We start from the raw sequence: 24,973 nt of genomic DNA, 5'->3' as shown, positions 1-24,973 counted from the left end.
TATTTTATCGATAAATACTTATCACTTTCATTTTTTATGATGTACCGCAACAACACGTTCTGCATTTAGATCCATACTCATTCCACATTTTTTAATTATGCAGAGGCTCCATGAAACAACTTGTTGAACGCTTTCTTTCTTATGTGAGTATCGATACTCAATCCAACCCTTCAGCACCACAATGTCCAAGTACAGAAAAGCAGCTTAATCTTGCTAACCAATTAGTTATCGAACTAAAAGAATTAAAGCTTGCCGATGTCTCTGTTGATGAGAATGGCTATGTCATGGCTCGTTTGCCTTCAAATGTTGATTATGATGTGCCAGCTATTGGATTTGTTGCCCACATGGATACTGCACCAGATGCGTCTGGTGAAAATGTTAAACCACAAATTATTAAGAATTATCAAGGTGATATCATCGCACTTGGTACGAGTGGTGAAGAACTCAATCCAATTCAATTTCCTGATTTAAATACGCTTATTGGTCACGATTTAATTACCACAGATGGTACAACATTACTTGGTGCCGATAATAAAGCGGGTATTGCAGAAATTCTAACAGCAATCGCAGTACTGCAAGCAAACCCTGAGATCCCACACGGTGATATTTGCATTGGTTTTACGCCAGATGAAGAAATTGGCCGTGGTGCTAATTTATTTAATGTTGAAAAATTCAACGCACAATGGGCCTACACTATTGATGGTGGCCCTGTTGGCGAGTTGGAATACGAAAACTTTAATGCAACTAGCGCTGATGTGATTTGTCATGGTGTCAACGTTCACCCAGGCACAGCAAAAGGCAAGATGATCAACTCAATGAACATTGCCGCACAATTCCAATTGATGATGCCGAGCGATGAAACACCAGAAGGCACAGAAGGCTACGAAGGTTTCTATCATTTGAAATCAATGGAAAGCGGCGTGGCAAAAACCGAACTGGGCTATATTGTGCGTGACTTTAGCCGTGAAGGCATGGCAGAGCGTAAAGCCTTTATGCAACAAAAAGTCGATGAACTGAACGAAAGACTAGAAAAAGGCCGTGTTGAACTGATTTTAACTGACAGTTACTTCAACATGCGTGAAATGGTAGAGCCTCATCCACACGTTATTGAATTAGCAAAACAAGCGATGACTGCGTGTGATGTGCAACCAGACATCAAACCTATTCGTGGCGGCACAGACGGCGCTCGTTTGTCGTTTATGGGTTTACCTTGCCCTAATATCTTTACCGGTGGTTACAATTTCCACGGTATTCACGAATTCATTACAATTAATGGCATGAAACAAGCGGTTGATGTGATTGTAAAAATTGCAGAGCTAAATGCACTGAACAATAAGTAATTTAACTCTGTTCAAAAAGAGAAAAGTCACAAACAAAAACGCCCGATGATTGTATAACCATCGGGCATTTTTTATTTTAACGTATAATTATTATTCACACATTTCTGGTACTACGATCTTCTCAACTTTCACTGCGGCAACTTTAAACTCTGGGATCTTCGCATGAGGATCTAACGCTGTTGTGGTTAATTTATTCGCCGCCGCTTCAACAAAGTGGAACGGAACAAACACCACCCCTTCTTGCATACGCTTAGTCACAAATGCAGGAGCCTCAATGGTGCCACGACGGGTCGAGACTCTAACCATTTCACTGTTAGAGATACCAAGACGCTCTGCATCTGCCACACTGATCATAGCTCGCGGCCCTGCAAGGTTGTTCAACCCTTTGGTTTTACGAGTCATGGTGCCGGTATGATATTGCTCTAATAAGCGACCCGTTGTAAGGACTAATGGATACTCTTCATCAGGCAGTTCTGCGGCGTATCTAAATGGAACCGCTGCCATTTGACCTTTTCCACGAATGAATTGCTCGCTATGCATAATGCGAGTTCCTTGTGGATTCACATCATTACACGGCCATTGAAGTCCATTTTTACCAATCGCATCCCAATGCATGCCTTGATACTGAGGAGTCACTTGAGTGATTTCTTCAGTAATGTCTTCAACCGATTGATAGCTCCAATCTCCGCCCATCGCTTTCGCAATTTCTTGAATAATCCACCAATCTTCTTTCGCTTCACCCGGAGGATTAACCGCAGGTGAGATACGCTGAACACGACGCTCAGTATTAGTAAAGTGGCCCGCTTTCTCTGCAAACGAACACGAAGGCAAGATCACGTCTGCGTATGCGGCGGTTTCTGTCATGAAGATGTCTTGTACCACTAAGAAATCTAACGTCTCTAAACCGTGAATAACGTGCGCTTGATCAGGATCACTCAATACCGGGTTTTCACCCATCACGAATAAGCCTTTCACTTCAGAATGACACGCGGCATCGATGATTTCCGTTAGCGTTAACCCTTTCTTATTTGGTAAGTTTGGCTTGTTCCACGCTTTAACGAACTTCTCGTAAACCGCAGGATTCTCCACTTTTTGGTAACCCGGGAAATCCGTTGGTAATGCGCCCATATCACACGCACCTTGCACGTTTGATTGACCACGAAGTGGGTTAATACCGCCACCTTCAATACCAATGTTGCCACACAGCATTTGCAGGTTAGCAATAGAACGAACGTTGTCATGCCCTGTCGTGTGCTGTGTAATGCCCATTGAATAGTAAATAGCCGTACGTTTTGCTGTACCGATATAACGTGCCATTTCAATCACATCGTGCGCTTTCACACCGGTGATTAGCTCAATTTTCTCAGGCGAATATGTCTCTGACATCACTTCAGTTTTTAGTTCATCAAAACCTTCAACACGTTCAGCGATGTATGCTTGATCGTGCCAGTCGTTTTTGATGATCTGCTGCATAATACCGTTAAGTAACATCACATCGGTACCCGGACGCTGCGCTACATATAACTCAGCATGATCCGAGATATCCACTTGCTTAGGATCCGCCACAACCAAACGCGCACCGTGATGACGAATAGCTTGTTTGATATGCGAAGCAATGATCGGGTGAGCAGATGTGGTATCTGAACCAATAATAAAGATCAGATCTGAATGCTTGATACTTGGTATATCATTGGTCATTGCCCCACTGCCAATCGAGGCTTCAAGGCCAGTCACTGTCGTTGAGTGACAAAGACGCGCACAATGATCGAGGTTATTGGTTTCAAACTCACAACGAACCAATTTTTGGAAGGCGTAGTTATCTTCATTGGTGGTTTTTGCCGAAGAGAATCCCGCTAATGCATTTCCGCCATATTGCGTTTTAATTGCACTAAACTTGTCAGCAACAAGCGTTATTGCCTCTTCCCAACTTGCTGGTACTAATTCACCATTTTTACGAATTAATGGTGTTGTTAAACGTTGATCACTACCAACGAAATCAAAACCAAAACGTCCTTTCACACATAACATGCCCTCATTAACTGGAGAGCCTTTCGCACCTTGTATGTACTTAATTTTGTTTTTCGATTCATCCACTAACATTGTCAACTTACAGCCGACACCACAATAAGTACAAATAGTATCGACCGGTTTTAATAACTCAATTCGACCTTGTGATTTATCACGTGCATCAACCAATGCACCAACAGGACACGCTTGAACACACGCACCACATTGCACACAATTGGAGTTACCCATGTCATAACCATGCTCAAAACCAGCACGACATTCAGGGCGAGAGGCATTGGTACCGTCTTCATTCTTCATGAAGCTCAATACACCATGTACGCCTTTTTCGTTACACGCTTCTACGCATTGACCACAGCTGATACAACGGTTGGCATCAAACACAATGAACTCAGAGCTGGTATCAATCGCAAATTTCTGCTTACTTTCGTTACTTAAATCGGTTTCATCGGCTTTGTACTCCGTCGCGTAATCACGCAAGCCACAATCAGTATTCGCCTGACACGCACACTCTAAACAACGCTCTGCTTCACGGATCGCATCCGCATTATCAAAGCCCGTTTCGACTTCTTCAAAACTTTGCTCACGCTGCTCTGCCGTTAATTCAGGCATGATAACGCGCATCGCTTTTTGGATGTGCTCAAAATACTTAGGGTCTACTTGCTTAGTCTTCTTCTCTTTTTGAGAATTAAACAACTTAGTCGGGATTTTTTCCATATCACCTTTAAAGAAACGATCAATCGCTTCAGCGGCAATACGTCCATCAGCAACGGCTTCAATCGCTGTTGCAGGACCACGACGAAAATCACCAATACTAAAGATGTTTTTCACACCACTGTGCATGGTTAGGCTATTAGAATCAGCCGTGTTCCAACGTGTTAACGGTAAATCAATAGTGTCGTTTTCTAAAAAGCTTAAATCTGGTTTTTGAGATACAGCTGAAATTACAGTATCAAAGTCTTCAATGAAGAATTCACCTGTCGCTTTAGGGCTTCGGCGGCCTGATGCATCAGGTTCACCCAATGCCATTTTCTCTAAGCGAACTTGAGTAACACGGCCTTCTGAATCTGCAATATTCTCAACAGGATTAGTTAAGAAATGGAATTTAACGCCTTCATGTTCAGCTTCAACCACTTCATAGTCTTCGGCTGGCATGTCTTCACGAGTACGACGATAAATAAGCGTGGTATCTGCACCATCACGTACCGCTGTACGAGCACAATCAATCGCGGTATTACCACCACCAATCACGGCTACTTTTTTACCCGTAATAAGTTTGGATTCCATGACGTAATCTTTTAGGTAATCGACACCTAAATAACACCCACCCAGATCACTGCCTTGATAATGCATTTCAACCGCTTTAGACGCACCAACAGCCAAACACACCGCATCATAATCATCACTTAGTTGCGATAACGAGAAATCTTCACCTAATTTAACCGAGGTTTGGATCTCCATACCGTTGCGGCACATCAACTCAATTTCTTTATCTAAAATCGATTTTGGTAAACGGTACTCAGGAATACCATAGCGTAACCAACCACCCGCTTTAGGCATCGAATCAAATACCGTGACGCGGTAACCTTCATTGGTTAGGTAATAACCACAGGTTAAACCGCCAGGGCCACTACCAATAACAGCTATGGATTTACCTTTGTCTGCTTTTTTTGGTGGTACATAGGATTCTTGAGCGTGTAAATCGGCATCAGCCGCGTGACGTTTTAGTTGACGGATAGCCAATGGTTCATCAACTAAACCACGACGACACTCTGTTTCACAGAAAGCAGGACACACACGACCAATCGATAATGGCATTGGTAATGTTCGTTTGATGACTTCAATCGCTTTTTGATGATCATTCTGCGAAATATGATACAGATATGACTGTATATCTACGCCAGCAGGGCACGCGGTTTGGCACGGCGCTTCGCAATCGGCGTAATGATCAGAAAGTATTTTATTTAATCCACTTTGACGGCGTTTTGCTAACGCTTCAGACGAAGTGATCACTTGCATACCATCAACGACTTGAGTTTCACAAGCACGTTGAACTCCTTGCCCTTCAATTTCAACTACACACAAATCACATGGCAATTTTTCACCATTGATGTTATTTCCGCACAGTGAAGGGATTTCAATATTGCATTCCTTTGCCGCTGCTAACAGTGTTATCTCTTCATCGATAGTGAATGTTTGTTTATCTATAGTTATTTTCATCATTCAGTACCTAGATTTACTAATAATTACCTCGATTATATCATTACTTTTTAAGTGGATTTGAACCCCATCGCATCTTTGCAATATTGTCACGACAAAAACGCTTTTTTTACCCATGAACCATCTGGTAAATAGCCTACTTTTGTGTTCGTTTATTTATTTGAATGTGACCTACCCACCAAAACGAAAGCAAATCGAGCGCTCGAACGAACATAATTGAGCTAAATCAAAGAAAGTGTCGAACATAAATATCATCATGGTTTCATACATCAAAAGTGGTAAAAAAGAGACCAAATTATGGATAAAACTTCTCGATTAGAAACCTCTGTTATTATCATTGGAGGCGGCGCTACAGGCACAGGAATCATGCGTGATTGTGCACTGCGTGGGATCAATTGTATTTTGATTGAGAAAGACGATTTGGCCTCAGGAACCACTGGTCGAAATCATGGTTTACTGCACTCAGGCGCTCGCTATGCCGTCACCGATCCTGAATCTGCCAAAGAATGTATCCATGAGAATAAAATCCTTAAAAGCATCGCAAAACATTGTGTTGAAGATACCCAAGGCTTGTTTATCTCACTGCCTGACGACGATTTAAATTTCCAAGCACAATTCATTGAATCATGTAAAACCGCAGGCATTGACGCCAAGCAATTAACCCCCAAAGAAGCCCTATTATTAGAACCTAATGTAAACCCTAATCTTATTGGTGCGGTTCAAGTGCCAGATGGAACGCTCGACCCTTTTCGTTTATGTGCAGCAAATGTGCTGGATGCGAAAGAAAATGGCGCGCGTTTGCTCACACACACTCACGTAACTTCACTTATTCGCCATCAAGATACGGTACTTGGTGTGAATTGTATTGATGTTCGTACCAATCAAAAGATTGAGATTTTCGCTCAAGAAGTCATTAATGCGGCAGGGATCTGGGGACAAAATATTTGTGAATACGCCGATTTAAGCATCAAGATGTTCCCAGCCAAAGGTTCTCTGCTTATCTTAGATTATCGTATTAATAATTTGGTAATCAACCGTTGCCGTAAGCCATCAGATGCTGACATTTTAGTTCCCGGTGACACAATTTCACTGATAGGAACCACCTCTGAGCACATTGACTACGATAAAATTGATGACTTACATGTCACAGCTAAAGAAGTGGATATTTTACTGAGTGAAGGCGCTAAGTTAGCCCCAATAATGGCAAATACTCGTGTACTTCGTGCTTATGCAGGTGTTCGTCCGTTGGTCGCTGTTGATGATGATGGTTCAGGTCGAAATATCAGTCGTGGCATTGTGTTGCTTGATCACGCAGAAAAAGACGGGCTCAACGGCTTTACGACGATTACGGGAGGTAAATTAATGACCTCTCGACTCATGGCTGAAATGACCACCGACATGATCGCTAGAAAACTGGGAAACAACCAAGAGTGTACGACTCACTTACGATCGCTTCCTGGATCGAACGGTGCCTCTATTGCCGCCAAGAAAACAGCAAGCCTAGCAAAACCCGTTTATCAAAGTGCGATTTATCGTCATGGTGAACGAGCAGATCAATTCTTAACGGATGATGCAAAAGATCAAGCCGTGATCTGTGAGTGCGAAATGGTGACTCAAGGTGAAATCAATTACGCCATTAAACAATTAGACGTGCATAACTTAGTGGATTTACGCCGCAGAACACGGTTAGGAATGGGACCGTGCCAAGGTGAACTCTGCACCTACCGCGCGGCAGGATTATTTGAAGAATATGGTCAAATCAGCGGTAATCAATCAAGCCAATTATTAAGCCACTTTTTAGAAGAGCGTTGGAAAGGCATTAAACCCGTATTTTGGGGCGATGCTCTGCGCGAGGCCGAATTCAGTTACTGGATTTATGAAGGCTTATTCGGTGCCAGTGACATACCGACACTCTCTACAAAAACGGAACAGAGCACTTCGTCTCAACCAAAACAAGAACAACAAGAGGCCACATTATGAAATTTGATACTATCATCATCGGAGGCGGCATGGCCGGCTTAAGTTGTGCACTTCGTTGTCTTGAAGCCGGATTAAAAACGGCCGTAATCGCATCGGGACAAAGTGCTTTACATTTCTCTTCTGGCTCTGTGGATGTATTAGCAAAAACACCCGATGGAAAGCATGTTGTAGACCCAATGAGGACGATTGAGTACTTTAAAGATAATTACCCTACCCATCCTTATTCAGTTCTTGGAAAAGAGACCGTCAGTCGTGCTTTAACTTGGTATCAAACCAAGCTGTCCGACATCGGGGTGCCATTACGCGCACAACAAGATGGTCATAATCATTATCGTTTAACACCATTAGGCACCATGAAATCGACTTGGCTATCACAACCTTTTGTTCATCAGTTCCCAATGACATTAGAAAATAGCAGCGTAAAGAAAATGGTATTGATCACCATTGATGGCTTTCGTGATTTTCAACCAAAACTGGCGCAAGACAATTTAAAATTGGTACCTCAATTATCTAATCTTGAGATCACAACCGCGTCTGTTTCTTTGTCTGCATTTAAAGACATCAAACGTAATCATTGTGAATTACGATCCATTGATCTTTCTCGAATTCTGTCAAAACGCGCTAACTTACAAGAGTTTGCCCACGCATTACAGCAACACGCAAATCCGGGTGATCTTGTTGTGATCCCCGCGATTTTTGGTAATGGCACTGGCCTAGCATTATTAAAAGAAATTGAAGCCCTAACGCAACTGACATTATGCGAAGTCCCTACCATGCCACCATCACTTTTAGGAATACGTTTAGAGGAATCGATGAAACACGCTTTCATTAATCAAGGGGGCACCTTATTTAATGGTGATCACGTAATTCAAGGAGAGTTTTCTTATGTAGAAAAAGAAGACCCGACCAATTCTTATTACCATTTAAATCGACTATTTACTAAGAATCATGGAGATTTTCCACTGCAAGCAAAACACTTTGTTTTAGCCACAGGCAGTTTCTTCAGCCAAGGGTTAAAGGCAAGTGTGGATTCAATGCAAGAACCTATTTTTGGTTTAGATATCGACCAAACCGATTCTCGAACGGATTGGTACAATCCTGAATTTTTTAGTCCACTATCCCATCCATTTTTAAGTATGGGCGTTAAAACTAATGACCAATTTCAAGCCTTAAAGTCAGAGCATGTCATTAATAATCTTTTTTGTGCGGGTGCTATTCTTTCTGGTTATAACCCAATACTAGAAGGCTGTGGCAGTGGTGTGGCAATTAGCACTGGATTCCATGCGGCTGAAACCATTATTAAGCAGCAATCGGTAAAGACTCAACCAATACAACACGCTGAGGTCGCATTATGAGCAACCCACTATTTCGCTCTAATTTATTAAAAGACAGCTTCTCGAAAGAAAATCTGATTTTCAGAGCGCCAGCTAATACCAGTTTTGATCAGTGTTTAAAATGCACCGTATGTACTGTTTATTGCCCTGTGGCTAAAGAAAACCCTGATTACCCTGGCCCAAAACAATGTGGTCCAGATGGCGAACGTTTACGCTTTAAAAGCCCTGAATATTTTGATGAAACCTTAAAGTTATGCACCAACTGCAAACGTTGTGAAACCGCTTGCCCGTCTGGTGTAAAAATTGGCGATATGATCGCAGTCGCCCGTGGAAAATACGGAAAGCCCGCGTATAACATGAAAGGTATTCGTGATTTCGTATTAAGCCATACCGATCTGTTTGGATCGGTAGCAACCCCGGTAGCTCCTATTGTGAATGCGATGACGAGCGTACCATTAGTCAAAAAAGTGATGCATAAAACGATTGGGGTTCATGATCATAAATCGTTGCCAAAATACTCTCACGGCACCTTTCGTAAATGGTATAAAAAAGAAGTCACTGATCAATCGATTTATCAACAACAAGTGCATTATTTTCATGGTTGTTTTGTTAATTATAATCACCCACAATTGGGCAAAGACTTTATTAAAGTCATGAATAACATGCACATTGGGGTTCAGTTATTAGACAAAGAGAAATGCTGTGGCGTACCTCTTATCGCAAATGGATACCATAAAAAAGCACAGAAAAATGCAGAATTTAATGTCGCTAATTTAGAAGCAGCAATTGAGCGTAGAGACGTGCCGATTTTATCGACCTCTTCAACGTGCTCCTTCACATTGCAACAAGAATACCCACACGTACTGGATGTAGATAACAGTAAAGTGGCGAAGAAAATAGAATACGTAACCCGTTTTTTATTAAAAGAGATCATGAATGGTCGTGGTCCAAAAATGAAACCACTGAATAAAAAAATTGTTTACCACACGCCTTGTCACTTAGAGCGCAGTGGCGGCAATATTTATACCATTGAATTACTGAGGGCTATTCCCGGTTTAGAAGTGCAAGTTTTAGACAGCGAATGCTGTGGTTTAGCAGGCACTTATGGGTTCAAAACCGAAAACTACGATACCTCTATTGCGATTGGTAAAAACGTATTTGACCAAATAAAAGCCGCTAAACCTGATTATGCCATTACCGATTGTGAAACCTGTAAATGGCAAATAGAAGAGAATACAAATGTTACGACCATTCATCCAATTTCATTATTATGTGAAGCACTGATGGCATAAACAACATCTACGTAAGATACGTGCTGGTAGGTAAAGGAAGAAATGCGACGTCTTTCTTTACCTTTCTTTTCATACGCAAATGATTATTGATAACTATAACGTTAAGACAACTAAAGCTAGGCACTTTAAATCGAGTTACCTTGTACTATACTTTTCAGTAGAGTGTATATACACAAGGAATCAACCGTGCAATTTTTACCATTACGTTGGATTATTCCACTTATCATTATTAGCGTTTGCAGTATTTACTTATATTTCTCTTTTCAAGAGCCTATTTGGGATCTTGATACTCAAACTCAAACCCCAAAAAGTAATGAGTTTTTTTCTAACGCCATCACTGCTATAAATAAGGTTGAAATTAAAGAAAAAAGCAAAGCTAAATTAGGTTTAGAACTCTTTCTTGACCCAAGGTTGTCCTCTAACGGGCAAGTGAGTTGCGAATCTTGCCACCACATATTTACGAATGGTGCTGAATCTATTCCCGCTTCTATTGGTGTTCATGGCGAAGGTACTCGTAATTCCCCCACCTTATTCAATATCAGTTTAAACACCCGTTTCTTTTGGGATGGACGCGCAGCCAGTCTAGAGCAACAACTTGATGGCCCTATTCACAATCCATTAGAAATGGACAGCAATTGGACTGACATCATTCAATTTCTTACCTCTTCAGATCACTACTCCAATCGTTTCAAACAGGAATACAATGGAGACATCACAGAAGCCACTGTCAAAGACGCTTTAGTCACTTTTATGGCAACGCTCAATACACCAGATGCACCGTTTGATCACTATTTAAAGGGCGACAAAAGAGCCATATCCCAAATAGCCGTCAATGGCTGGGATAAATTCCAACAACTGGGGTGTGTATTTTGTCACCAAGGACAGAATGTAGGAGGAAACTTGTTTCAGAAGTTTGGCAATTTAGCCGCATTAGAAACACAATTTGGTGACTCTGCAAACAACGATCTCGGTCGATTTGATATCACAGGAGACAGCAATGATCGCCACGTCTTTCGTGTTCCTAGCTTGCGAAATGTTGCTATTACTGCGCCTTATTTTCATCATGGAAAAACAGAAACCCTTGAAGAAGCCATTATCATTATGGCTAGAGTGCAATTAGGACAAGAGCTTACACCCATGACCGTTGTTGAGATCAGTGCATTCTTAAACACCTTAACGGCACCAAGACCTGCTGCGTTAGAGGAGTTAATCCAATGATATTAATTAATACGAACAAACTCAGTCTTATATTGATCGCATTTATTACCTGTGCTGCTCTGTATTTGTCGTTGATTATCACCAAAAGTCATTTGGTCGAACAATATCAACGTGCTTATTTGTCATTGTCTGACAGCATCATTCAATCTAGAGAAAGTCTCTATTATTTTAATCATCAAGACAATAAAGCCTATGACTCTTACTCATCTCAGCTGGTCAATGCCGATTTAAAAGCCTCTTTCCTTTCTGAACACTTAGAAAATGACCAAAACTATTGGTTATCAAGTTTCCTCATTAGTAGTGATCAAGCCGTTATTTATGCAAAAAACACCCAAGTAAGCGTCTCGACCTTAGTTAACGATCTAGAAACACTACTGAGATTAAAAGTCTCATACGAATATTCAACACTCACGACTTTACTATTAGAAAAAAAACTATTAACTACCCTACCAAAACTAGAAGATAAACTGTATGTCTCACAATTTACATTAACGGGTTTAATGAGCTCTCCGCCCAGTAATGAATTAAAAAACCAAGTTGGGTTTAAAAGCTTATCTAATTACATCGCCTTTCGTGAACGTATTAAAGTCGAAAGTAAAAACAAAGAAAAAGACATTTTTACCAACAATGTAAAACAAATGCTGACACAACAAAATAATTATTGGTTATCTCAATCCGAATCAATAAAGAATCATATGTTCATTACCGTTATGTTATTTATCTGCGCGATTGCCTCCTACTTCTATCTTCAATTACGTGAACGGTTACAACAAACCTTAATTATAAAAAGAGAACTGGTAAACTCAGAAAAAGAAAAATCGAAGCTTGCCCTTGTTGCCGAGCATGCACACGATGCCATTCTTATTACCGACAACAATGGCATGTTAACTTGGGCAAACCAAAGTTTTTTTACACTCTCAGGCTTCCAACTCGATGAAGTACTAGGAAAGAAACCGGGAGATCTCTTACAGGGTGAAAACACCTCAAAAGACGACGTTGCACGCATCTCTGCCGCCATCAAAGAAGGGGGTTCGATTGAATCAGAATTAATCAATTATCATAAAGACGGCTCAGAGTACTGGATAGATATGTCCATTACTCCCACCTTTAATTCTGATGGCTCAGTGGAGCAGTTCATTGCGGTAGAAAGAGACATAACCAAGCGTAAAGCCCTTGAAATTGATTTATTCAATGCAGCAGAACAAGCGGAAGTATCCAACAAAGCCAAATCAACCTTCTTAGCAACCATGAGTCATGAATTAAGAACACCACTTAATGGCATTTTAGGCATGGCACAGATCATTGAGAGTAATATAAAAGATCCCGAACAACACAAACAGATTAGCGTTCTACTCGAATCAGGAGATCACCTACTTTCTTTACTTAATGACATTCTTGATTTCTCTAAAATTGAACAAAATAAACTGGAATTAGATAACCTTCCTTTTGATTTTAAAGATGTGATTAGTCCTATTGCAAATACCTACATCCCGATCTGTGAAGATAAAGGATTAGAATTAATTATCCATGATCAGATTAATGCGGGTGCAGTATTTAATGGTGACAAACCTCGAATTCGACAAATCATCTTCAACTTAATCAGTAATGCCGTGAAGTTCACCCATAAGGGCAGTATCACATTAACCTTCAGTCATACCCTTACCGCAAAAAGTAAACAAGGTCTGCTTATCAAAATAGAAGACAGTGGTATCGGCATACGCGAAGAGCGCCTTGACTATATCTTTGATCCTTTCATTCAAGCAGAATCAGCAACAACACGACAATATGGTGGAACCGGGTTAGGCTTAGCGATAGTGAAGCAACTCGTTGATGCTATGCAAGGTTATATTTCAGTAGAAAGCGTGGAAGGAGAAGGCACTGGCTTTACTATTATGCTGCCACTTGAAACCGTTATAAAAAAACAAATTCACAAAGAAAAAACTCCCGAAGCCCTTGTCTCTAATGACAATGAAGAACTCATCCATCAAAAATTATCGATTTTAGTCGCCGAAGACAATAAAGTGAATGCTTTGGTCGCCAAAATGTTTTGTGAGCGTTTGGGTCATCAAGTCGTCGTTGTCGAAAATGGACAGCTTGCAATAGAAACCCTAAGGTCACAGGTATTTGATCTTATCATTATGGATAATCACATGCCGATCATGGACGGTATTAGCGCAACAAAGATCATCAGAAAAGAGCTTAAACTGCCCACCGTTATTTTTGCCTGTACCGCCGATGTATTCCAAGAAGCCCATGATAATTTCATTGAAGCGGGCGCAAACTACGTATTAACGAAGCCTCTTCAAGAACAAGGGTTTATGGATGCAATAAAACAACATCAACAGTTAATTACTTGTAATAATACGGAAACCAAACCATTCGATAAATCGACTGAAAATGTCATCGAATTAAAACGTCATTCAAAAGAAAAAATAACGACATTAGCACTCACCGAAGCCGAGTTAAGCTTAGCATCATTAATTGCTATTTGTGGTGACGATAATGATATTTTAGATGAGTTCTTACTGTCATTTATTGATATCTCCGAAGAGAGCATTACTTCATTAATCACCGCTTATGACAATAAAGAAATTGCAAATATTCGCTTACATTCCCATTCAGTAAAAGGAATGGCAAGTAACTTTGATGCTCTCCGCCTTGTTGAAAGCGCAACATCCATTGAAATGTTGACGAAAGTAGGTTCAATGCCTGAACTGAATGACATACAACAACTTATCAATTTATTAGAAGTAAATATTCAACAAGCTGTCCGTTTATTACACAGAAATATCAATAAAAACACAAATAATGTTCATATTTATCCGTAATGCTTTACAAAGTAAAAATCATTACGGACAGTAATGTTACTTCATTACTCATTCAAACTATAAATTTGGCATAGCTCGCATTTTGTGTGATTATTCATACAAGTAACTTGTCATTAACCATGATAAATTAGCAAAAATTTCAATTGGGATATAATAAAAATAATGCTTGAGAATAAATACTTCATTTATCAGCCTAATTTCTTTGAAGGTTCTATTGTCTCTTATGAAGCACTACTAAGATTCAAAAACTCTGACGAATCGCCTTTGCACTTCATTTCTACGATTGAAGATAAAGAGAACTTTGATAAAGCTGTAATCTCTCAAGTACTTTCCGACAAATTAAGCTTAAAGAACCCAAAAAACATTAATCTATCCATTAACATTTTTGCCCAAAGCTTAGTATCAGAATCATTTATTGAATATTGTGAATCCGTGTTCCAAAAACACAAAGGGTTTACCTTAGAGTTGAACTTCAATCATCAACAGTTTGACTTAGAAAAAATCCGCTTGCATATGCAGCGCTTAAAAAATCTAGGGGTTCTTTTTACCTTAGATGATTATGGTACAGAATGTGTTAATTCTGACCCCTTGTTAGACTTAAACTTTGACTATATAAAAATAGACCGCTCTCTTATTAGCGCCATTAGCGATGATTATTTATCGTTTTGTTTTTTACGTTCGCTTTACCACAAATTGAATAAATTTTTAGGCAATACGGTCATTATAAAAGGCATAGAAAGCGTTAATCAATTAAACCTGATTAACTCTTTTGGTTCAGTGATAGCACAAGGTTATCACCTTTCATACCCATTGCCGCTGTCAGCCCTTGACGATAATCTTGATACACAATCAGAACAATCGTTAAGTAAAGAGAATTCGGTAAACCCACCGATTGACCGTTTTATTTACAATATTAATATTGCAAAAAACAAGACAGAATTAACTGCCGCTTTAGCGCTGTTCAAGCCTCAAGACCCATTCAATTTATTAGGCATTAATTACAATAATTTTGATCTGGACGCACTCAATCGAAAGTACCAAGAATTATTAGATGGCATTAAAAGCCCATCGATTCTATTCACTACCAATTTAATGAAGCATTGTAATTGCCTTTTTATCTTAAGAGACGAACAAGGTGTGGCCATTTATAACAATAAAAAGCATGTCGATTATTTAGAATGTGATTTAGTTGGGATGCCTGCCGATGATGTACTCGCTCGATTCCCAGATTATCAAATGTGCTTACAGCTTGATCAGCAGTTATTAAATAATGACTCTGATATTTTAATGTCCAATGAAACGGTTGAAGTCGGCTCACAAACGACACACTTCCACACCTATCGCCAAAAGATAAAATATTTCGATAAAACATTTATCATGATTTTTGTGTATGAAGATACGCAGGATACACAAACATCAATTGATCCTTTGACTGGCTGTTTTACAAAATCAAAATTAGAACGTCTTGATATTAATACCTATAATTCCTTGGTCTTTATTGATTTGGATGGATTTAAAAATATTAATGATAAGCTTGGTCATCAAATCGGAGATTTACAACTAAAAGAAGCCGCTCGATTAATCAAGCAATATTTGAGAAAAGAAGATCTTCTTATTCGATTTGGAGGTGATGAATTTGTACTTTGCTTTAACTCGTATTCTGTTGAGGATATTCACGCAAAGATGTTGGTCATTCGATCCCATTTCGAGCGCTATTTTGAAAAAAAAGACATGTATCTTTCCTTTTCATTTGGTACCGCTTTAATTCATACCGATGTTAAAGAAGCCTTAGATCTTGCCGACCAACTGATGTATACAGAAAAAAGACATCGAAAGCTGCAAATCTAATTTACATCTAGCCCATGAAAAAGCCTCAAATATGAGGCTTTTTATCTAGTCGTTCTGTTTATAACGTATTATTTTATAATATAGGCGTAACATCTTGAACATGAAACTGCCCAGAATCTAATCGGCGCTTCTCTTCTGTTTTACCATTAAAGTTAATCTTATTTAAATCCACTTTTTTAATGGTGCTGTCTCTCATCGTTTTATAAAAAAACTGTCCATTTGTTTGATCAATCACTGAAGTCCATTGCGTCGCACTCGGTAGATCTGGAATGTGAGCTTTACTATTGAATTCACTCCCGATAGGAATATCAAAGTTATTTAATATATGAAACGCTTGAGACACGGCTTCTTCTTCATCTTTCATCACTGGTGCCGAATTAACATAAAACGCGGCACGTATGAATCGAGATGGTGGCGTAATATCGCCTGGTAAACCTAAAAAGCTAGAACCCACACCAAAGGAAAACGCTTCTACATCGTTAATTTTTTGCCCTTTACTTACCCCCGGAGTCAAATGAATATAGTTATTAAGATTCGTGACTTGCCATTGATAATCAGGTGCATTGGTTAATACTTTTGCCGTATTTTTATGAATCTTAATTTTGCCGTTATTCATAATTTCAATAACGATATTATTGCCCGCTTTATCTGAAACACGCCAATGAGCAGTAGGCGATGGGATCCCTTTTGCATCAAGATAAACAGGCACTATTTTTATCGTATCTAACGCATTTTCAACCTCAGCAACGGTGGTAAATTGTGACAACATCCAACGAATAAAGTCCATGTCGGTTATCGTTGTTTTTGTGTCTTTCGAATTGTATTTTTCTAGCGACCCATAGTTTTTAAAATAAAATAAACCGGCGCTTAATCCCTCTTCATTTATCCCCTCAGCAATAAAACGATCATCACTGACAGAAATACCAACAAACCCGTATTTAGACGTCCAATCTAACCCTTGCTGTTGATTTGGCATTGTCGAGGAGTAGTGATAATTACGAGGCGATATTATCAACTTGCTCTCTAAATCATTCTGCCCCCACTCAATCGTTCGACCTTGAATATAATCATGATTGGTTGTTGAAAGAGAAATACCAGTACAAGCACTGGCTGAATACGCTACGCAAGACGCAATAAGCATTGAGAGGAATTTAATTTTCATTTTACTATCTCATTTTAATGACATTCAGATAGTACTCTTATCGATAATAATGCCAAGAGTAATCTTAATTCATTGGTAATTTATATAATAAAAAATGCACCTAATTAGAATTAGATGCATTTCATTTATTGAATTATCTGAGTACTTTTTATCTCTTATTTAACTCACTTGTTCTAATTTAACGTCAACCTTTGATGCTATTGAACTATTCATATAATCAGCTACTTTTGCTTGTTCTTCTTTGTTTAAATACAGACCAAGTTTAGTTCTTCTCCACAATACGTCTTCTGCTTTTTGTGAGAACTCATGGTGCATTAAATAATCAATTTCAGCTTGATAAACCCCTTCACCGAATATTTGTCCCATATCCGCTTCACAATCCATGTTTTCTAACAATGTCCAGACTAAGGTACCAAATTGATTCACGTATCGTGTTGCTGTTTTCTCTGCTAACCACGTATGTTTACTGCAAATGTTATTCACTAATTGCGTACGAGGATAATCAAAATCACCACCAGGCAATGCGACGTCTCTTGTCCACGACGCACCTATTTTCATGAAATATGGGCTCAGCATTTTCATTGCCGTTTCAGCCAGTTTTCGGTATGTCGTTAGTTTTCCACCAAAAATAGAAAGCAATGGTGCTTGGTCTAGCTCTTGCTCAAGTTCTAATGTGTAATCACGTGTAATCGCTTGTGGTGAATCAGATTCGTCATCACATAATGGACGTACACCACTGTAAGTCCACACCACATCATCACGTTGAATTTGCTCAACAAAATGTTGATTAACGACATCAATTAAGTAGTTTACTTCATCTTCTGATATTTCGACTTTGCTTGGGTCGCCTTTGTATTCTACATCTGTCGTTCCGATGATTGAAAAGTCTTCCATGTAAGGAATAATAAACACAATACGATTGTCTTTATTTTGCAGAATGTACGCTTGCTCTTCATTGTGAATTCTAGGAACCACAATATGAGAGCCTTTCACTAAACGAATATTACGAGGCGATTCTTCTTCTAAGCTATCATCGAAAAACTGTTTTACCCAAGGACCCGCCGCATTAACCAGTGCTTTGGTTTTACGCTCAAAGCGCGTGTTCGTTTGCTCGTCAAAAATAGTAACATTCCATAACCCCCCCACACGAGTCGCTTTCTCAACGCGGCAATAGTTTTTCACTTCTGCGCCATTTTTCTCTGCGGCCATGGCATTTAAAATAACCAAACGCGCATCATCAACCCAACAATCTGAATATTCAAATCCTTTTTTCATCTCAGGTTTTAGTAAACCAGACGCCGCTAAATTAACCGAATGACTTGCTGGTAATGTGGTGCGTTTGCCTAAATTATCATAAAGGAACAGACCTGCACGGATCATCCATGCTGGACGTAAAAATGGGCGATGAGGCAAACGGAAACGCATTGGTTTAGCAATATGTGGCGCTTTGGCTAACAGAACTTCACGCTCAGCTAAAGATTCTGAAACTAAACGAAATTCATAATGTTCTAAATAACGTAAACCACCGTGAATCAACTTTGAGCTTGCTGATGACGTTGCAGAAGCAAAATCTGATGCTTCATACAAACCAACGGTTAAGCCTCGCCCAGCAGCATCAGCGGCAATTCCTGCACCATTAATACCACCACCCACTACGATTAAATCTAAAACAGCGCAGGTTGTGTGTGTTTGGTTTCCATTATTCATAGTAGTGACCTCAAAGACTCATAATGAGCGAACGAACATTAAATACGATGAATTTACGATAACTTAACTTTCGTTTTGAGTCACTTTATATTTTCGATTACGAACATTTAGTGTGATGGAGATACAAAAAATCCCTGATCTTAATCAAGATCAGGGATCGTTTATTCGTTAGAAGTGAGAGCTACTTTGAAATTACTTCATAAGGGATTTCATTTTCTTTCAAAATAGTCACTATTTCTTCAGGTGGCTCTTGGTCAGTAATGATCATGTGCAATTCAGTAATACTTCCTAAATTAACCATCGCATTACGACCAAACTTAGTATGATCAACCGCAAGGTACACACTGCGACTGTTTTCAATGATCGCTTTTTTCACTCGAACTTCGTGGTAATCAAAGTCCAACAATGAACCATCATAATCAATACCACTGATCCCTAATATGCCAAAATCCAAACGGAACTGTTTAATGAAATCAAGGGTAGCTTCACCAACAATACCCCCATCACGATTACGAACTTCACCACCAGCCAGAATCACTTTAAAATCGGGATTCGCCATTAAGATCATCGCTACGTTAATGTTGTTGGTAACAACGCGTAAATCCTTATGGTTTTTGACTAAGGCTTTTGCTACCGATTCTGGTGTCGTACCAATATCGATAAACAAGGTAGCGCCATCAGGAATATGCTTTGCAAGCGCTTCTGCAATCGTGTCTTTCTCATTCAACTGCATCACTTTACGAGTAGTGTAAGCCGTATTAACAGAGCTAAGAGGGATCGTTGCACCACCATGATGACGGCGTATTTTGTTCTCATCTGCTAATTCGTTTAAATCACGGCGAATCGTTTGTGGACTGACTTTGAATTGCTCCACTAAATCTTCAGTACTGACATAACCATGCTGTTGCACTAAATTCACAATTTCTTGATGTCTTGATATTTGCTTCACGAATTACTCCCCTAATTTCGAACAATCAATGACTTATTATTTTTATCTGAAATCAGTGTACAAAGAAGCCATAAAGATTGGAAATATTTGACATGAATATGCGTGATATATATCAAACAAAGTTCGAAAAAGAAAAAGGGAGCACAATATTTGTGCTCCCTTTGTTTAATTAACCATCAAATTAGGTTAATTACTCTTCATCGTGCAGCTCAGCCCATGATTGAGCACATTTTACTGCGCGTTTCCAACCACGGTAACGTTGATTACGTTTAATTTCATCATGATGAGGTTCAAATGAACGATCAATCACAGCTTTACCAGCCAATTCATCAAGGCCACCCCAGAATCCAACGGCTAAACCAGCAAGGTAAGCAGCACCTAGCGCAGTCACTTCTGTCACTTGTGGACGATGAACCGCTACATCTAATACATCCGCTTGGAACTGCATTAAGAAGTTATTAGCAACCGCACCACCATCAACACGAAGTGCCGATAACTTGATACCTGAATCCGCTTGCATTGCATCAATCACATCACGTGTTTGATAAGCAATACTCTCTAATGTTGCTCGAATAATATGATTTGAACCACAGCCGCGCGTTAAGCCAACAATGGTACCACGAGCATACGCATCCCAATATGGAGCACCTAGCCCCGTAAAGGCTGGAACCACATACACGCCATTTGATGAATCTACTTTAGTTGCAAAGTACTCAGAATCTTTCGCATCCGCTAATAGCTTCATTTCATCGCGTAGCCATTGAATCGACGCTCCGCCCATAAACACCGCACCTTCCAGTGCGTAAGACGCTTCGCCACGAGGACCACACGCTAATGTCGTTAATAGACCATTACGAGACGTCACTTTTTCTTTACCGGTGTTCATTAACAAGAAACAGCCCGTACCGTACGTGTTTTTCGCCTGACCTTGCTCTACACACATTTGACCATAAAGCGCCGCTTGTTGATCCCCTGCAATACCTGCAATTGGAATACGCGTACCGCCTTTACCACCAATGTTTGTTTCGCCGTACACTTCTGATGATGATTTCACTTCTGGCATCATAGAAAGAGGAATATCCAATTCTTTCAGTAATTTCTCATCCCACTGTAGTGTATTAATATTAAATACCATGGTACGAGACGCATTGGTGTAATCGGTAACGTGAACACGCCCTTGTGTCATTTTCCACACAAGCCACGTATCAACGGTACCAAACAATAACTTACCCGCTTCAGCGTCTTCACGAGCGCCTTCAACGTTATCTAAAATCCACTTAATTTTTGTACCAGAGAAATATGGGTCAACAACCAAACCCGTATTTTCACGGATGTATTCTTCAAGACCTGCTTCTTTCAGTTTTTCACATGTATCTGCCGTACGACGACACTGCCAAACAATCGCGTTATAGACTGGTTTACCCGTTTCTTTATTCCAAACTATCGTCGTTTCACGTTGGTTAGTAATACCAATCGCCGCAATTTGATCACTGCGAATACCTGCTTTCGCTAAGGTTTCAACTAACGTCGAACTTTGTGTTGCGTAGATTTCTAGTGGATCATGCTCAACCCATCCTGCTTGAGGATAAATCTGAGTAAATTCACGCTGAGAAACACTGACAATATTGGCATCGTGGTCAAGAATGACGGCACGAGAGCTAGTAGTTCCTTGGTCAAGTGCAACAATGTATTTTTGCTCAGTCATGATGGAATCCTTTTATGTATTAATTTTTAATTTATTAGCTCGTAGGGAGATAATTGTTAGTATTATGTTTAAAGTCTTTTATTACACTTCAGCAGTTTTAGTTTCGTCTTCTGGGTCACACTGATTAGGAATAGTACAACCATGCCCAGCTTTTGGTAAATAAGCGCCAATCAGTTTAGGGTAAGCCCAACCACCAAAACACGCACCAGCAATAGGAGCAAGAATTGGAACAATAAAGTAAGGAATCTCTCTAGCACCTGTTAATGCATAATCCCAACCCGCTAAGTAAGCAAAGAGTTTTGGACCAAAATCACGAGCAGGGTTCATTGCAAAGCCAGTTAGAGGCCCAAGAGACCCACCAATCACGGCAATTAATAAACCGATAAGTAGAGGATTCATTGCACCACGAGACGCGCCATTATGCTCGTCACCTAATGCTAAGATGCCAAACATAAGAACCGCAGTAATAACAAACTCAACAGCAAACGCGCCTAGTATCGATAAAGAGGGGTGTGGATAAGTAGAAAAGATACCAGCCGTTGATAATGCAGCTTCACTGCTTCTTAAAAAACCATTCGCAATTTCATAATCAGCAAATAAATTACTGTATAACGCGTAAACTAACGCAGCAGAGCAAAAAGCACCAAGTACTTGAGCAATGATATAAGGGATTACTTTTGCTTTATCAAATCCATGAAACGCAGCCAGTGCAATAGTTACAGCAGGATTAAGGTGAGCACCAGAAACACCCGCAGTACAATAGATGGCAATAGAAACACCTATCCCCCATATAATACTGACTTCCCATTGACCAAACTCAGCCCCCGTTAACACTAAGGCAGCGACACAGCCGACACCAAAAAAAATCAATAAACCGGCACCGATAAATTCAGCGATGCATTGTCCAAGTAATGTATGTTGTTCATTATTCACCATGATTCATTCCTTTGTTTCGTTATTAGCTCATTTCATCAAGTTTTGTATGTATACGCTCTCATACACCAGATAAACGGCTCAATTATTATTCAAGTAGGTATACAGCATTCACGTTAAGCAGCACGAAATGTACTCCTTTGTATTAATATTTTAAATATCAACAAACCCAAAATGAGCGTTCGAACACATAAAGTGCGTGTTAGAATATTAAAAAGAAGATCTAGAGCATAAAAGATCAAGGCCGCCAGGTACGACCAGATCGAATTTACAGAGAAAATAGAACGAAGGAGAGAAACAAAACAATCAAAAATAAAACAACAATTAAACGCTAATCCATTGAATTAACAGATATTAAACTAACAAAAACAACACTAAAGTAGCAATGTAATACGAAAGGCAAAAGAATAAAAACAATGCTCGTTTATAACCAAAAAGAGTCATAAACGAACATGGATATATTAAATGGAAGTAAACTATATTACTTATTTATATCGCTAATATATTGAACTACAACCTCTTTTACATAAGATTGGCAATATTTCGCGGTATTAGGATTGTAATGACCACCATTAGTAATGTTGTTTGATAAAATACGAATCGCTAAAAATGGAACGTGATACGCTTCACTGATTTGAGCCGCAGACGCACTTTCCATTTCTTCAGTACTTGTACCAAAGTTATCATGGAACCAATTAATACGATCTAACTCACTGTTCCAAAAGTTCGCAGAACCAATCGTCCCTTCAACCACTTTTCCTTCCGTGTATTTCACTTTATGAGCAGAAGCAATTAATTCACTGCTCCCTTCATAGTAACGAATTTTATTTGCATCATCACCACCAGCGGTACCAGCAGAAGCCATAATATCCATCGGGATCCAAGTGAGTGAATTAGAGCCTTCACCTTCTTTCGCTTTCGGTGTTTTTAAATTACCTATATTTACCGTTCTCTTACCTAGAACAATATCTGCAACATTTAAGTTTTTATCATGCCCACCAGAAGTCCCCTGATTAATAATAGCTATTGGCTTATAGCGCTCTATCGCTATCGCCGTTGCCGCCGCCGTGTTCTCTAAACCCTTCCCTGTTTGGCTTACAATGACAGGATATCCATTTAGCGTGCCTTTATAAAAAACAAAAATCCCCGTTTTTTCGATCGTGACATCATCAAGTAATGCAGCAAAATGTTGAGCTTCAATAGGCATAGGCCCTTGAATAATAATGGGTTGCGGTGCTGCGTAAGAATTACCTTCAACAGTCACACTTTTCATCCCTGCCACAGCAGAAAGACTCAAAGGTAACGTAAGTAAAGTAACTAAAAAGCCTTTAATAAAGCGCATAATATCTCCAGTAGTATTAATTTTGTAAATAAGGGTTTCAGAAGGAGTATAAAATGATTTTTGGCAACAAAAGTCAGCGCAAAGCAAACGATTGCTATTTAAGCCCTCTAATCAAGAAAACCAGCGCTCGACAATGAATAGGCACATAAAAATAAACAATCTTCCAAGATGCTATCAATACAAAAGTCAATAAGGTCTAGCATCATTATCTAATATTCTCTACATACTGAGCAAAAGCGTGAACATATTAATAGTAAGTAATTATTTTCTAATCAAAGATGTAGCGAATAAAGTACTGCGTGAGCTCAGTGATGTGCATGAAACAAAAACAATGAATGTGGCTAAGTTTCACAGCTTAACCACGAAAGACATGCATGACTCCCCCCTCCCCGATCTTGTTGTTTATGATCTCGATAGCGAAAAATATTCAATCGAAGATAAAATGCAATTTTTAAATGACAATGCATATTATCCTTTTTCTGAAGCCAAAAACTTTATCCTAATGGGATCGTTTGAAAAATTACGCGAAATGAAGCAATACAATATTTCACATAAAGCCATTTTAGAGAAACCATTTTCAATAAAGACGCTTCAAAATACAGTGAAGAAAAAGATTACTCTTTATCACACATAATAATAACTAAAGGCCAATTAATGCTTTTAAAAAATAAATTCTTTGTCGCTCTTACCGGAACCATCACCGTTTATTCAATCCTCATATCTATCGCTTCGTATCAAATTATCTCAACTAACGAAAAAGAAATCACCTCCGTAGCAACCAGTGTCGAAAATAAATACATACACAAGAATGTCTCACACTACGCAAATAATATTAGTCAATTTTTAAATCTAGAAATGAAAGAAATTGACAGTATTTCTCAAAGGTACGCAGAAATAATTAAAGGTGCGGGTGAAAACACTAATAATATATTAAAAATATCAAATGACGAATTAAGAAAATATTCAACCTCTGTTTATCTAACAAAAGTTAAAGTCATACCATTAAATGAAAATGATAAATTCACAATAAAGCAATATTATGTAGATAATGGATTTTATTTAACATTCAAAATAAACATAACAAAATTAA

General features: G+C 39.3%; 15 protein-coding genes and 1 pseudogene. 9 read left to right on the top strand and 7 right to left on the bottom strand.

What is annotated here, in order from left to right; translation table 11 throughout:
• Positions 1-110: 110 nt before the first annotated feature.
• A complete protein-coding gene (gene pepT, locus AACV33_RS16450; protein ID WP_023604279.1) occupies positions 111-1,340 on the top strand; it encodes a peptidase T in 1,230 nt (409 codons plus the stop codon).
• 90 nt (positions 1,341-1,430) lie between these two features.
• Here the strand turns inward: pepT and fdhF are convergent, their stop codons facing one another.
• The gene (fdhF, locus tag AACV33_RS16445; RefSeq protein ID WP_182700417.1) at positions 1,431-5,588 is read right to left on the bottom strand and encodes a formate dehydrogenase subunit alpha; all 4,158 of its coding nucleotides are present in this window, start codon (positions 5,586-5,588) and stop codon (positions 1,431-1,433) included.
• Between the two features lie 294 nt (positions 5,589-5,882).
• On the opposite strand from fdhF, the gene glpA reads away from it, so the two are divergent.
• The 6 genes from glpA (at position 5,883) to AACV33_RS16415 (ending at position 16,085) form a co-directional block, all read left to right on the top strand.
• Positions 5,883-7,565 carry an anaerobic glycerol-3-phosphate dehydrogenase subunit A gene (glpA, locus tag AACV33_RS16440; RefSeq protein WP_182700416.1) on the top strand — a complete coding sequence of 561 codons (1,683 nt, stop codon included), beginning with the start codon at positions 5,883-5,885 and terminating at the stop codon, positions 7,563-7,565.
• The gene (gene glpB, locus AACV33_RS16435) at positions 7,562-8,920 is read left to right on the top strand and encodes a glycerol-3-phosphate dehydrogenase subunit GlpB (RefSeq protein ID WP_182700415.1); all 1,359 of its coding nucleotides are present in this window, start codon (positions 7,562-7,564) and stop codon (positions 8,918-8,920) included. Before glpA ends, glpB begins: the two co-directional genes overlap by 4 nt.
• Complete coding sequence (gene glpC, locus AACV33_RS16430) at positions 8,917-10,191, top strand: anaerobic glycerol-3-phosphate dehydrogenase subunit GlpC (RefSeq protein ID WP_182700414.1); 1,275 nt, start codon at positions 8,917-8,919, stop codon at positions 10,189-10,191. The genes glpB and glpC overlap by 4 nt, the downstream gene beginning before the upstream one ends.
• A gap of 186 nt (positions 10,192-10,377) precedes the next feature.
• On the top strand, positions 10,378-11,409 hold the full coding sequence (locus AACV33_RS16425) for a cytochrome-c peroxidase (RefSeq protein WP_241802844.1): 1,032 nt from the start codon (positions 10,378-10,380) through the stop codon (positions 11,407-11,409).
• Entirely contained in the window at positions 11,406-14,237 is a 2,832-nt protein-coding gene (locus tag AACV33_RS16420) for a PAS domain-containing hybrid sensor histidine kinase/response regulator (protein ID WP_017023309.1), read from the top strand. Before AACV33_RS16425 ends, AACV33_RS16420 begins: the two co-directional genes overlap by 4 nt.
• A 162-nt stretch (positions 14,238-14,399) precedes the next feature.
• A complete protein-coding gene (locus AACV33_RS16415) occupies positions 14,400-16,085 on the top strand; it encodes a GGDEF domain-containing protein (protein WP_182700413.1) in 1,686 nt (561 codons plus the stop codon).
• A 73-nt stretch (positions 16,086-16,158) separates the two neighbouring features.
• Here the strand turns inward: AACV33_RS16415 and AACV33_RS16410 are convergent, their stop codons facing one another.
• From AACV33_RS16410 to AACV33_RS16385, 6 genes are all read right to left on the bottom strand, one after another.
• Positions 16,159-17,247 (bottom strand): linear amide C-N hydrolase, encoded by a 1,089-nt coding sequence (locus tag AACV33_RS16410; protein WP_065611739.1) that lies wholly within the window; start codon positions 17,245-17,247, stop codon positions 16,159-16,161.
• Positions 17,248-17,406: 159 nt separating this feature from the next.
• Positions 17,407-18,954 carry a glycerol-3-phosphate dehydrogenase gene (glpD, locus tag AACV33_RS16405; protein WP_182700412.1) on the bottom strand — a complete coding sequence of 516 codons (1,548 nt, stop codon included), beginning with the start codon at positions 18,952-18,954 and terminating at the stop codon, positions 17,407-17,409.
• 181 nt (positions 18,955-19,135) lie between these two features.
• Positions 19,136-19,903 carry a DeoR/GlpR family transcriptional regulator gene (locus AACV33_RS16400; RefSeq protein ID WP_012551736.1) on the bottom strand — a complete coding sequence of 256 codons (768 nt, stop codon included), beginning with the start codon at positions 19,901-19,903 and terminating at the stop codon, positions 19,136-19,138.
• 190 nt (positions 19,904-20,093) lie between these two features.
• Positions 20,094-21,608 (bottom strand): glycerol kinase GlpK, encoded by a 1,515-nt coding sequence (glpK, locus tag AACV33_RS16395; RefSeq protein WP_012551735.1) that lies wholly within the window; start codon positions 21,606-21,608, stop codon positions 20,094-20,096.
• An 81-nt stretch (positions 21,609-21,689) separates the two neighbouring features.
• Positions 21,690-22,544, bottom strand: a complete 855-nt coding sequence (locus AACV33_RS16390; RefSeq protein ID WP_065611742.1) for an MIP/aquaporin family protein — start codon at positions 22,542-22,544, stop codon at positions 21,690-21,692.
• Positions 22,545-23,022: 478 nt separating this feature from the next.
• Positions 23,023-23,883 carry a 5'-methylthioadenosine/S-adenosylhomocysteine nucleosidase gene (locus tag AACV33_RS16385; protein WP_017023313.1) on the bottom strand — a complete coding sequence of 287 codons (861 nt, stop codon included), beginning with the start codon at positions 23,881-23,883 and terminating at the stop codon, positions 23,023-23,025.
• Positions 23,884-24,121: 238 nt separating this feature from the next.
• On the opposite strand from AACV33_RS16385, the gene AACV33_RS16380 reads away from it, so the two are divergent.
• Positions 24,122-24,517, top strand: coding sequence for a hypothetical protein (locus tag AACV33_RS16380; RefSeq protein WP_012551732.1), 396 nt, complete (start codon positions 24,122-24,124; stop codon positions 24,515-24,517).
• Positions 24,518-24,537: 20 nt separating this feature from the next.
• A pseudogene (locus AACV33_RS16375) lies at positions 24,538-24,973 on the top strand (ATP-binding protein); the annotation flags it as partial.

This window comes from Aliivibrio sp. SR45-2 (assembly GCF_963890165.1).
GTDB classification, from domain to species: domain Bacteria; phylum Pseudomonadota; class Gammaproteobacteria; order Enterobacterales; family Vibrionaceae; genus Aliivibrio; species Aliivibrio salmonicida.
Note: the sequence above shows the minus strand (reverse complement) of the source record. Positions and strands in the feature narration are given on the sequence as shown.